This window comes from Flavobacterium plantiphilum, assembly GCF_046000495.1.
In the GTDB taxonomy this organism is placed as follows: Bacteria; Bacteroidota; Bacteroidia; order Flavobacteriales; family Flavobacteriaceae; genus Flavobacterium; species Flavobacterium plantiphilum.
On sequence record NZ_JBELQA010000009.1, the window covers coordinates 40,216 to 52,471 of the forward strand.

A 12,256-nucleotide genomic window follows, 5' to 3' on the forward strand; every position below is an offset into this window, starting at 1 on the left:
ATTATTATTATTATTATTATTATTATTATTATTATTATTATTATTATTATTATTATTATTATTATTATTATTATTATTATATGCTAGTTTTTCAATTTTTCCTGTTTCATGAAACCAAATAAAAACTTTTTCATTTAGTTTTTTGATATTTTGAGTTGTAGGCAACAACAATAAAATATCCCCACAACCATTTGAACCAATAGCTATTCCGTTAGGTGGAAAATCATCCCACTCTCTTGCTTGCTTTGTTTCTAAACCAATATGGTTACAAGTTCTGCTTATTCTTTTTTTGTCCGATTTGTCAAAAAAAGGAAACAGTTGCCAATCATCGTCCTCTGTCATTAACTCGCCTCCATTTTCTTGCACCATTTTAGATTTGAAATTGTCGCGAAAAACAACTCCAAGTTCTTGTTCTGTTTCAATAATATATTTAACATCTATTGGAAATGGCATTTTTATTTATTTTAAGTATGCTATCAATTCGCTTTTTTTTAGTATAATTCGTTTTCATAAGGTTCAACGTCTTGAATTTTCGGCAAAGGTCTTATGAGTATTTTCTTTTTTATATTACTTGAAACTCCATCGTCATCTTCACCATAATTTTCTATTTTTTCAATTCTTATTCCGGTAGAAAGATTAAAATCAGTAGTGTACATTTTTCCGTGTCCATCAGATGATACAGAGGAGAACCCAATTAATTCAAAGTTCCCGTTTTGGAATCTGAATTTATGTTCAAAATGCCCTCTTAGTAAACCAAAATTCACACTAACTATTCCTTTACTAATTGTAACATCCATAAATCCATCACCCGTTCGATAACCATCTCTTCCGTCAGGATATTGTGGCGTAATTATTTTAGTGGATGTTGCAATTAATTTAAATTGACCGTTGGGTTGAGCAAAAAATATCTGAAGTTTATAGGGAGCATTTTCATTAATTGTATCCTGAGTAACTACAACCTTATCCTCTAAATTGTCTTTGTTTAAATCTCCGTGTACTTTAGTTACCAATAAAGTGAAAGTATCTTTTTTACTTTTAGTTTGTGAAAATGTATTTACGCAAATCAGTAGTAATGGTAATAAGATTAGTTTTTTCATTTTTCTTAAAAGCTTCATTAGCATTATGAGTTAAAAACTAATGTGTCGCTGCTTTGAGATGGCTGGAAGTGCGTAAACGATCAATTTTCGGCTAAACGAAAATACGATAAAAAAACTGTAATTCCACTAAATTCGCAAATGGCGCAAGACGTGTGTTGGGCGATGTATTATTTTGCTTTATAAAGTTTTATCGTTTTCTTTTCAGGATTTATTTTTACGTAACCACCTCTAATTGTTACAAATACATTCTCTTTATCAATTACAAGTACGGAAGCTGGATAAAGTCCATACCAAAATAAATTGTCAAAAATTGTCTTTAACTTCAAGTTTTTATCAATTACATAAAATCCTTTATTACCTGCTAAATAAATGCAATCTTTATAGATAGACATAGCAGAAGGAGCGTCTTCAAGATTTAAAGCTCCCGAAATAAGAAAATTATTATCCTTGAAATTAATTGTGTAAAGTCCTCCAGAATTTAATGCCATATGTGATAAGCCTCCAAGCAAATAAATTGAATCTTTAATCCCAAAAATAAATTTTACATTCCCGCTTTTCAGTAATTTAGAATCTTTAAGAACCTTATTAATTGGATCCGTTTCGTTAGTCATTAGACCGCCAAACCACCTCGGTTTGATATCTTTTCCATTTTTCCCATTAACATAATATATTTTAGTTGAGTCTTTTGGTCTATAGTATAGTCCACCTCCAAATTCTCCCATATCGATACCAATCAATTTTCCGTTAGGAATATCATATTCGACCGAAGCTTCATTCTTGTGTTTTGATATTTTTATTTTACCAGATTCTAAAGTAAAAATAAACTCTTTGTTTGATGAATGATTAAAATCATACCACTCTTTGCTATCCATTTCGGGAATTTTGCATTCTTCAAAGTCATTTAATGAATAGTTTTGACCGAAGCAAGAAGAGATGCTAAATAGAAATATTATTAAAAGTGGTTTCATTTGTTTCATTTTTAGTTCTTTACGGCTATATATGCCCAACGTTCTGGCACTACAGTGGGTTTGGGACTAAATTAAGCCTTATCTTCGGATTTGCCTAAACATCCCAAATACAAGACCATTTTCAAATTATGCCAAATGCCCAAATCTCTTGTAGCAAGTGTTAGGCGCAGGCTTTTTTCATGTCCAATGAGTTTTTATTTCTATTATATGTTCTTCCAATCTCTTTGAAAAATTTTCTTCATTAAATTTTTCTTTTTGTTCAAACTTAGTGATAATCTTTATGCTTTGACTCCAAATCTGTATTAGTTCGGATATTTTTGGCTTAAGAGCAATAGCATTATCAGGTGTAAAATGTACTGTTTTATTTCTTAAACTGAACAAATTAGTTATTTCATTCAGATGAACTTTATTGTTATTTAAATCATCTTTGAATATGTATATTAAACGCTCCATTATTTTGGAGATTGAAATTCTAGCATAACTAAACTCATCTATTACACCTGTTTGATTTAAAAAGAGCAAATGCCTATTTACAAGTGTTTCTATAAAGAATCCAAAATTATTTAAGTGACCTAATATTTCAATTGAATCTATTCGATGATTCAATCCGAATTTATGTTTTTCATTTTCCGCTCTGAATTGAGATTTTTGCCATGCGTTTGACATTAAATTTATTGTTTCAGACGTTAGGACATCTGGTATATTTGATTGTAAAATTCCGATAGCATTATCAGGCAAATAAGTTTTGTCAAGTATTTTTCAGTCTTCTGTTGAAGGTTCAATAGCATTTAATTCTTCGGAAAATAAAATTGATGCAAATTCATATTTCAAAGCTGTATGCAAATAACGAAATGATTCTTGAAGAAAAAATGTTCCTCCAAGTGCTAATTTCGAATAAGTATCTATTTCGTGTTTAGTGCTCATTTTTTTTAAAGCTTGTGCCTAACGGTTTGGCTATGCGTAGTGCGGGATTAATAAGCACTTCACTGTACGCCTAACGCTATTTATGTTAATATTCATTTACTTTCAATTTAGAATCGAAACCCGCATTACGTATAGCTTTTGTTGTGCGGTCGGCTTTTTCTATTTTTTCAATGTTTCGTTCAATATCAGAAATTCATTTTCAATTTTTCTGTCGTCAACTTTTCCGTCATTGTCGTGGTCTCCATATTCTAGTCCTACTCTGATTAAACTCCGAAGTCCTTTAATTTCATTTCTGTCAAGTCGAAGAACCATTTGATTAAAATTTTCTTCTCCAATTTGATAAATTATCTGAGTCAGAACGAATCCTAAGTCATAGCAACCTGCACCGCCACCACAAGGGAAACTTATCATTTTCGGTATTGCTTTCTCATTTTTGTTCAAGGTTTCTTGAATTAGGTTTCTCAATTCCTTGTTGGTCTCGTAGCCTTGATGAACGTAAAGTGTCTCGGCAATGATAATTCCGCTCGTCTCTTTCTCTTTACAACTATTCAAAGTTAAAATGAGATGAATAATTGATATTGTCAGAATTCGTTTCATCTATTGATTGTCGTCTTTTTAGCTGCCGCACAACTAGTATATAGGTCTGACAAAATCAGACTTATCACCCTTAAATCGGGTTGCTTTGTCTGACTAACGTCAGAGTTTATTTTTTAGCTAATATATAAATAAATCTTACAAATATTTCCTGTAAACCTTTTTATTTGTCAATTATTTCTTTAAAGATTGGAGCTGGATTTGGAGTTTATTTTTCTTTTAAAAATAGATACTCCTAGCCCTGATGGTAGCGGCATCCTTTCCTGCCAGGGTTTGGCAGGAAAGATATAGCGGACAGCGGGAATAGCTCCATAAAAAAAACCACCCTTATTGAAAAGGATGGTTTCCAGTTGTGTATAGAAATTAGAATTTAGTTTTTAGTTTCGATTTGTTTGGATAAAGTGGGTTCGTTTTTATTCATCATCTTAGTGATGGTGATGTGCATCCATATCAGACAGATTATCGAGAATAACAATACAAACATCCATGAGCTGGACCAGAGTCCGGTGAAATTAAGCAGGTAACTAAAGATAATTGGGCAAAAGAATCCGCCCAGACCTCCTAATAATCCTACCATTCCTCCCACGATACCTACTTCGTTTGGGAAATATTCAGGAATGTGTTTGTACACCGCTGCCTTACCTATTCCCCAGGAAATACCAATTAACACTACCAATACCAGATATACCCACATATTAGCATCAAACCTGATTTTAGTAATTCCTCTGGCCAGCAGCTCTTTCTTGGCTACACTTTGATTTTCGGCCACGATTACTTCCTGCCATGAAGTTTTAGTTGGAAAAATACCGCTGCCATCGCTTGTAATTTCTTTTTTGGCTTCAACAGCTATAGCGGTGCCGTCAATTTTAATATTTGTAGGAGACACTGCCGTAACAACACCGGCTTGTTTGGCCATGATTCCCGCACCTGCAGTAGTTACTTCCATTTTAGGAACCATCAGTAAAGCACTTAACACCACTGAAGAACCCAGTACCCAGTACATTACTTTTCGGGCTCCGTACTTATCGGATAAATAACCTCCAAAAGCACGAATTACTCCGGATGGTAAACTGAATAAGGTAGCAAACATTCCGCCCATCACTAAGCTCGTTTGGTACACATTCATAAAATTAGGTAACAGCCATTGGGAGTAAGCCACAAAACAGCCAAATACCAGGAAGTAGTAGGCACCAAAGCGCCATACACGCACACAGCCTAAGGTGGTTAACATTTGCGGAATGGTCTTAGTTGATTTTTCCATTTTTCTATTTTCTGCAAAAAACAAAAACAGTACTCCGATAATTAATAAGACTGCTCCGTAAATCACGGGTAATAATTTCCAGCCGTTTTCAGGATCAGTAGCTGAGAACTGATTCAGTAATGAAGGTGCTATAAAGGTGGTGATTGCGGCTCCGGCATTTCCCATACCAAAAATCCCCAGTGCCCTGCCCTGCCATTCCTTGGGATACAACAGCGAGGTATAGCCCACTCCTACCGCAAAACTGGTTCCTACCATACCAAATAAAAAGCTTAAAAGAGCAAACATGGTAAAACTACTGGCAAAAGGCAATAAAAACAACGGAATAGAACACAATAACAGCAATAATGAAAAAACATATTTTCCGCCGAACTTATCGGTTAAAATACCCATAGGCAAACGCATTACGGCTCCTGTTAAAATAGGAATTCCAAGCAGCCAGCCTACCTGAATAACACTCCAGTTGAAAATTCCTTTTTCTACTAAATAGGTTACCAGCACCCCATTAAGCGTCCAGCAGGCAAAACATACTGTGAAGGCTAATGTATTAAGAAATAACATTCGGTGCGATTTGGATAATGAGTTTGCGTTTTTCATAACTACTTATATTTTTTGACAAATTTAAGTAGTATCATCGGTTAAAAAGTTGCGAAAACGCAGGTTTTACAAAATAATTAAGTAAAAATACTTATTTAAATACGTATTTACTACTTATGCTTTTTGGGCCGCTGATCACGCTGATTTAAAAGGATTTATCTTTGCCCCTTCTAAAACTTTGTAAACTTTAGGGTTAAAATCACCGCAGATTACTCAGATTAGCACAGATTAATCTTTGTGCACTTTGCGGTAATCTTTGTGTTCTTTACGGTTAAAAAGACGGTAATAAAAAATCCTGTTCTTAGCCGTAACTAAAAACAGGATTCAAAACAGAAGGGTAAATTATCCTTTTATTAAGATTTTTATATCAATGAATATTCAGTGGCTTTATTAGAAAGTTCCATCAGGTTTTTCACTTTCAGTTTTTTCATCAGGTTAAAACGATGTACTTCGGCAGTACGTTTACTGATTTCCAGAGCTTCGGCTATTTCTTTATTTCCTTTTCCGGATAATAAGAGTGTCAGGATTTCTTTTTCTCTTTTAGTAATGGTTAAATCTTCGGCTAGAACAGGTTTAGGCTCTAATGTGCTGGCTGCACTGGTTAACTGATTGATTAATATAGAAGAAATATCGCCGGTGAAATACTTTCCTCCGTTTGCCACAGCATGCAAAGCTTTCATAAATTCTTCTTTGCTCGAACCTTTCAACAAATAACCATCGGCACCTGCCTTAATTGATTTTAACACATATTCTTCTGATTCATGCATCGATAACACAATAATTTTGACCGTGTTATTCTGATTGCGCAGTTTTTCCACCACCTCAATACCGGTATGATGCGGCATTCTGATATCCACAATTAATAAGTCAGGCTTAGTAGCGGTTACTACCTCTAAAGCTTCTGATCCATCGGTCGCTTCGCCTACTACTTCAATGTTTTTTTCGCTTTCTAAAAGTGATTTAATACCATCTCTCACAAAAAAATGATCGTCTGCCAGTACCACTCGAATTGTATCGTTCATAACTTACTGCGTTTAATAAATTAAATTACCTACTTAGTTTAAAGTAGTGCAATATACGTGTTTTTTACGTATTTTATTTTAAAATTATATAGGAATATTAAAGGTTATACGGGTACCTTCGCCCGGAATAGAGTTGATAAACACCCTTCCATTAATGTACCTTACCCGTTCTTTCATAAACAATAATCCCATTCCTGACTCGCTGTTTCTCTTTTTTTCTACAGAGGCAACATCAAATCCTTTACCGTTATCATCCACCGTAATACTTAGTATTTTATTACTGTGCGAAAGCTGTACAATAATATGAGAAGACTCCGCATATTTTATAGCATTATTAATCGCTTCCTGTGTTAAACGATAAATATTGATTTCGATTAAAGAGTCTAAACGCTGATCAAATTCGGTTTTATTGTAGAACTGAATGTTTTTTCCGGTAAGCTTAGTGAGTTCTAAAGCTAGTTTAGAAATAGACGGAACAATGCCATGATCACTCAATTCGGGCGGCATCAGGTTAAAAGTTGCCGTACGTACGCCTTTGATAATATCCAGAGACAACTTTTTAAGGTATTCTATCTTCTGTGTCGATTTTTCTTTATCATCTAAATTGATACTTTCCAAACTGAATTTCAATCCGGTAAGCATCTGACCTATTCCGTCGTGTATTTCGCGGGCAATTCGGTTTTGCTCGTTCTCCTGATTTTCAACAATTTTGCTCGAAATGATTTTTTGCTGATTAATCCGTTCTACAATATTTTCCCGATTCAGTCGCTCTACTTCTAATTCGGCATTTTTCCTAACAGTAATATTAAAACATATCACCAGTAATTCAGACTCTTCCTTTCTAATCCGAACCGGAATCATAGACATATCCAGCCAGAGCGTATCTCCGTTTCTGTCAGTTGTATTGAGTTCCCCCTGCCAGCCTCCTCTTTGTTTATCTGTTATAATCTGATCGATTGCCTGCTGTTCTTTTTCAACGGCTGTAATGGCTTTAGAAAAACTTTTATCCGTATCAAAAGAGGGATTGTATTGCAGCAGCTTTGCAAATTTTTCTCCCATGTGAATAATTTTTCCCTGTGGAGTAATGCGGCAATACAATAAAGTATTTTCCATTGCAAAATTGAGCGATTTCAATTCTTTTACAGAGTTTTCTTTAATAATACTAATCGCTTCTGTATCCCGTGCCAGCTTGATAGCTCTTCTTTCTGAAACGAGTAATTTAGAAATCAGCAATTCAATTTTTTTATTGGTAGGCTTAAAAATAAACAGAAACTCTAAAAATAAGACAAACAACGTAAAACTCAGAATTCCGTATTCAATATTACGCTGACGGGTTACTTTGTCTAAAGCTTCATGCTCATACTGCCCTACAATACGGTTCATTTTAGCAATAAAAACGGCTACATTGTCAAGAATTATTTGTACTTCTTTATTATTTTCTGACCGGAAATCAGCGTTGTTTCTATTGTTCAGATACCGGATTGTAGCACTGTCAATAAGATCGACATTTGACTTTATATTTTTAAATAAGGACAGCAGTGTAGTGCTTTTCTCTTTTGGAAAATTAAGACTGTCGTTTCCTTTTTCTAAAGCAAGATGCGTAAATTTCCAGAGTGCCAGCGTTTTCTTTATATTCGAAATCTGTACCTCCCGATTGGAATCTTTTGAAAAAGAATTTAATATCAATACTTCTTTAGCCAGTTTCTGACTCAGCATACGCTGTTTTCCGGAAATATTAATCAGCCGGGAATCATTAATCTGACTGCTGATATTATGCTGGATAAGCAGCTGACTTAAAAGTACTGTAACAGCAATCGTAACTAATGCAAACAAATACATCTGCTTTAGTTTTTTAAAATTAAGTTTATCCGATAATGCTTTTACTTCTTTTGTCATAATGGAGTCTAATTACAATCCCAGAGCGTCTTTAATTAATTGAAGATTAGAAGGAGTGTAATTAATTTTCAGGGCGGCCTGATGTCCTTTTTCAGACATTTTATTCCAGGTTTTCAGAATAATGTTTTTGAGTTTTTCGGTATCGTGTTTTTCGACAAAAGGTTCAAGATAAAACTCTAAAAAAACCAGGCAGATTACATCTTCCAGTAATTGTGTTTCCTCGTCTTTTTTAAGTAATTTTTTTTCAATTAAGAAAGAAACCCTGGCAATAAATTCAGCATTGTATCCCGCTTTTTCCAGAATTCCTGCTGTAGTTTTAGCATGGAATTTTTTTAAATCCTCTCGCCATTTTAAATAGCCCACTCGATCCATAGGGTAAGATTCTCTGGCTATTTTCCAACGGCAAATGTGTTGCGCTTTAGCAGCAATCTGAACCTCTTCAGAAGCATCAGGACAAAAATCCATAAGTCTTTTATACATCCTGTCAGAGTATAACAGTTCTTTAGGAAAACTTATGGATTCGTGTGTTTCTATGTTTGGATCCTGTGCATTTTCGGCATCAATCCACTGGCTTGCCTGTTGAAATGGTGTAGTTGTCATTTGGTGTATTTTTGATATTTCAAAGATACATATTTAATCCATAAACCCAATCAATACTTCGTCTTCCACAATTTTCACAGGGTAGGTTGCAATTTTTAAATCATCACCGCTTAAGTTACTTCCGTCCTTTAAAGAGAATGTTTTTTTGTGGATGGGACAGGCAATTTTAGGCAATTCATCAACTGAACCTATCATTCCTCTTGAAAGCACCATCTCCATTTTATGAGGACACAAATTCTGACAGGCATACCATTCATTTCTTCTTTCAAAGTTTATCACAGCAATTTGTTTGTCTTTGTATTTCACACATCCACCTCCATCAGCTGGAAAATCGGCAGTTTTTCCGGCGTTAAACCATACTTTTACATTATCCGGAGTTACTGATTCATATTTGTTTAATATATTTTCCATGTCATCTTATTTTTGATTTTATTTTACTGATTTTGAATGCATCAGGAAAACAAATAATTCCTTAAATTATAAACTACTCTTTTGAAAATATTACCAGGCTACAGGCATTTTTTGATCTCTAAGCGGGATGTATTCAATTGTCTCATCACGTTCATCTGAATTTGTAAAATGTCTGAAACGTTTCATCATTTCCGGATCTTCGATTGCCTGCTTCCACTCACATTCGAAAGTATCTACTAATTGTTGCATTTCAGCTTCCAGCGTTTCGTTAATTCCCAGACTGTCGTTGATGATTACATTTTTAAGATAATCAAGTCCGCCCTCCAGTTTTTCTAACCAGGTAGAAGTTCTAACCAGTGGTCCCGCAGTGCGGATGTAGTACATAAGAAAACGATCCATGTATTTAAAGACAGTTTCTTTGTCAATTTGTTCTGCTAAAAGTACTGCGTGCTTTGGGTTAGCTCCACCATTTCCGCAGATATAAAGATTCCACCCGCCTTCAACCGCAATCACTCCAAAATCTTTCCCTCTGGCTTCTGCACATTCTCTGATACAGGCAGAAACACCTCCTTTTAATTTATGCGGAGAACGGATTCCTCTGTAACGGTTTTCCAGTTCGATGGCCAATGTGGTACTGTCGTCCATACCGTAACGACACCAGGCGTTTCCTACACAACTTTTTACTGCTCTTAAAGATTTCCCATAAGCATGACCACTTTCGAAACCTTTGTCAATTAATTTTTTCCAGATAGCCGGCAAATCATTTAGTTCGGCACCAAATAAATCCACACGTTGTGCTCCGGTTATTTTAGTATATAAATTGTATTCTTTCGCTACTTCACCTATTGCAATTAATTTCTCGGCAGTTACTTCACCACCAGCCATTCTTGGCACAACAGAATAGGTTCCGTTTCTTTGAATATTAGCTAAAAATCTGTCGTTGGAATCCTGAGAAGTTACGTGTTTGTTAGCAGTATCATTATAAATACTGGAGAAAATAGATGATAATACAGGACGGCAAATTTCACAACCATCTCCTTTTCCTATAGTCCCTAACACTTCGTTATGATTGGTGAATTTATTGATTTTTACAATATCAAATAATTCCTGACGGCTGTAAGCAAAGTGCTCACAAACTACATCTTTCACCTCTTTTCCTAATGATTTCTGAGCTTCTTTTACTAAGTCGGCAACCATTGGCTTACAACCACCACAACCCGAAGTTGCTTTCGTTGCTTTTACCACATCACCAAAAGTTTCACAGCTTCCGTCAGTAATAGAACAGCAAATAGCACCTTTAGTAACATTCTCACAAGAACAAATTACGGCTGTATCCGGCAAATCCATAGCGCTTCCCATAGAAGAAGACTCTCCTCCTCTGGCACCCAGAATTAAATCTTCCGGGTTTTTAGGAATCGCCATTCCGTTGCTGTAAATTTGGAATAAGGTATTGTAATCACTGGAATCACCTACAAGAATACCTCCTAAAAGTTTCGTTCCGTCTTTAGAAATATTGATTCTTTTGTAGATTCCGTTTAGTTTATTTTCATAAACAATAGGGGTTCCTTCCTGATGTTCTATAAATGGATCACCAAAGCTTGCTACCTCAACGCCAATTAATTTTAACTGAGTCGACATATCAATACTCTCTCTCATGGTTTTGTCTCCTTGCAAAATTTGCTCAGCAGCCACATCGGCCATTTCATAACCCGGAGCAACAAGTCCGTAAATCATGTGATTGTATAGAGCAACTTCTCCAATAGCAAAAATATTTGGGTCGGAAGTCTGCATTTTGTTGTTTACCACAACTCCGCCACGAACACCAACTTCAAGACCTGCTCCTCTTCCCAGTTCATCCCGTGGTTTGATACCTGCTGAAATCACAAGCATATCCACTTTTAAAAGTTCTTCTTCTTCAAACATCATTCCGGTAATGTAATCATCACCGTCAATAAACTGAGTAGATTTACTTAGATGTATTTTTATATTCAGTTCTTCAATTTTAGAACGAAGCATATTACTGGCACCTTTATCTAATTGCCTTGGCATCAAACGCGGAGCAAATTCAACCACATGAGGATTCAATCCTAAATCACGTACTGCCTTTGCAGCTTCCAGTCCAAGCAAACCTCCTCCTAAAACCGCAGCTTCAGTCGCACCGTTTTGCTTTATTTTTTTGGCGTAAGCCATAATAGCATCCAGATCTTCTATTGTTCTGTAAACAAAAACACCTTCTTTCTCCACACCTTCAATTGGCGGAACAAAAGCAGCTGAACCGGTAGCCAATACCAGATAATCATAAGAATGCGTTTTCTCCAGATGCGTTGTAATAGTTTTGTTTTCTTTATGAATATCAGTAACTAATTCAGAGGTATTTAATATGATATTATTTTCTTCGTACCATGCTGCAGTTGACATTGATAAATCATCAGCTGACTTTCCTGCAAAGTATTCACTAAGGTGAACACGGTCATAAGCACGTCTAGGCTCTTCACCAAATACGGTAATTTGATATTTTTCCTGTCCAGATTTTGAAACGAATTTTTCGCAAAACTTGAAACCCACCATGCCGTTTCCGACTACAATTATTTTTATCATAATATCATTATTAAGTATTACGAAGCAAATATACGTATAAATACTTAATTACGATACTTAATTTTTATTTTTTACTCTGAATTAAGATATTATGAAAAGGAAGGTGTTAAAATATAAAATATGTAAAAAAGGGTGGTTGTTTTTTTAATTTTCTAATGATTCAAAGCTGTTTATCCTGTATGCATAGCTGTTTTTATGATTTCACAAAAGAATAAAATCTAAAAATGCTTTAAAAAAACACTTTCACACAAAAAGCATTCGAAAATAAGCTCCTAAAAATACTTATTAACG

At 35.0% G+C, this 12,256-nt stretch carries 12 protein-coding genes; all 12 read right to left on the minus strand.

From position 1 onward, the window contains the following. The coding region (locus ABS764_RS14435; RefSeq protein WP_408082496.1) for an SMI1/KNR4 family protein at positions 1–453 on the minus strand (453 nt) is incomplete at its 3' end. A gap of 38 nt (positions 454–491) precedes the next feature. Continuing rightward, positions 492–1,097, minus strand: coding sequence for a hypothetical protein (locus ABS764_RS14440; RefSeq protein WP_408082497.1), 606 nt, complete (start codon positions 1,095–1,097; stop codon positions 492–494). A 167-nt stretch (positions 1,098–1,264) separates the two neighbouring features. Then, positions 1,265–2,065 carry a hypothetical protein gene (locus ABS764_RS14445; RefSeq protein WP_408082498.1) on the minus strand — a complete coding sequence of 267 codons (801 nt, stop codon included), beginning with the start codon at positions 2,063–2,065 and terminating at the stop codon, positions 1,265–1,267. Between the two features lie 177 nt (positions 2,066–2,242). Then, the gene (locus ABS764_RS14450; protein WP_408082499.1) at positions 2,243–2,803 is read right to left on the minus strand and encodes a hypothetical protein; all 561 of its coding nucleotides are present in this window, start codon (positions 2,801–2,803) and stop codon (positions 2,243–2,245) included. A gap of 21 nt (positions 2,804–2,824) precedes the next feature. Then, complete coding sequence (locus ABS764_RS14455; protein WP_408082500.1) at positions 2,825–2,989, minus strand: hypothetical protein; 165 nt, start codon at positions 2,987–2,989, stop codon at positions 2,825–2,827. Positions 2,990–3,148: 159 nt separating this feature from the next. After that, entirely contained in the window at positions 3,149–3,586 is a 438-nt protein-coding gene (locus ABS764_RS14460; protein ID WP_408082501.1) for a hypothetical protein, read from the minus strand. A 367-nt stretch (positions 3,587–3,953) separates the two neighbouring features. Further along, a complete protein-coding gene (locus tag ABS764_RS14465; RefSeq protein ID WP_408082502.1) occupies positions 3,954–5,438 on the minus strand; it encodes an MFS transporter in 1,485 nt (494 codons plus the stop codon). 362 nt (positions 5,439–5,800) lie between these two features. Continuing rightward, on the minus strand, positions 5,801–6,460 hold the full coding sequence (locus ABS764_RS14470; protein ID WP_408082503.1) for a response regulator: 660 nt from the start codon (positions 6,458–6,460) through the stop codon (positions 5,801–5,803). Between the two features lie 84 nt (positions 6,461–6,544). Then, positions 6,545–8,356 (minus strand): ATP-binding protein, encoded by a 1,812-nt coding sequence (locus tag ABS764_RS14475; RefSeq protein WP_408082504.1) that lies wholly within the window; start codon positions 8,354–8,356, stop codon positions 6,545–6,547. A 12-nt stretch (positions 8,357–8,368) separates the two neighbouring features. Next, positions 8,369–8,956, minus strand: a complete 588-nt coding sequence (locus tag ABS764_RS14480) for a DUF4202 domain-containing protein (protein ID WP_408082505.1) — start codon at positions 8,954–8,956, stop codon at positions 8,369–8,371. 33 nt (positions 8,957–8,989) lie between these two features. Continuing rightward, positions 8,990–9,367: a nitrite reductase small subunit NirD gene (nirD, locus tag ABS764_RS14485; protein WP_408082506.1), complete on the minus strand. Its 378-nt coding sequence runs from the start codon at positions 9,365–9,367 to the stop codon at positions 8,990–8,992. 90 nt (positions 9,368–9,457) lie between these two features. Continuing rightward, entirely contained in the window at positions 9,458–11,965 is a 2,508-nt protein-coding gene (nirB, locus tag ABS764_RS14490) for a nitrite reductase large subunit NirB (protein ID WP_408082507.1), read from the minus strand. Between the last annotated feature and the right edge of the window lie 291 nt (positions 11,966–12,256).

What these genes read in the sequence shown, in the direction of transcription:
- ABS764_RS14440 (WP_408082497.1), bottom strand. Translation starts at nt 1,097, where the DNA reads ATGAAAAAACTAATCTTATTACCATTACTACTGATTTGCGTAAATACA.
- ABS764_RS14445 (WP_408082498.1), bottom strand. Translation starts at nt 2,065, where the DNA reads ATGAAACCACTTTTAATAATATTTCTATTTAGCATCTCTTCTTGCTTC.
- ABS764_RS14455 (WP_408082500.1), bottom strand. Translation starts at nt 2,989, where the DNA reads ATGAGCACTAAACACGAAATAGATACTTATTCGAAATTAGCACTTGGA.
- ABS764_RS14460 (WP_408082501.1), bottom strand. Translation starts at nt 3,586, where the DNA reads ATGAAACGAATTCTGACAATATCAATTATTCATCTCATTTTAACTTTG.
- ABS764_RS14465 (WP_408082502.1), bottom strand. Translation starts at nt 5,438, where the DNA reads ATGAAAAACGCAAACTCATTATCCAAATCGCACCGAATGTTATTTCTT.
- ABS764_RS14470 (WP_408082503.1), bottom strand. Translation starts at nt 6,460, where the DNA reads ATGAACGATACAATTCGAGTGGTACTGGCAGACGATCATTTTTTTGTG.
- ABS764_RS14475 (WP_408082504.1), bottom strand. Translation starts at nt 8,356, where the DNA reads ATGACAAAAGAAGTAAAAGCATTATCGGATAAACTTAATTTTAAAAAA.
- ABS764_RS14480 (WP_408082505.1), bottom strand. Translation starts at nt 8,956, where the DNA reads ATGACAACTACACCATTTCAACAGGCAAGCCAGTGGATTGATGCCGAA.
- nirD (WP_408082506.1), bottom strand. Translation starts at nt 9,367, where the DNA reads ATGGAAAATATATTAAACAAATATGAATCAGTAACTCCGGATAATGTA.
- nirB (WP_408082507.1), bottom strand. Translation starts at nt 11,965, where the DNA reads ATGATAAAAATAATTGTAGTCGGAAACGGCATGGTGGGTTTCAAGTTT.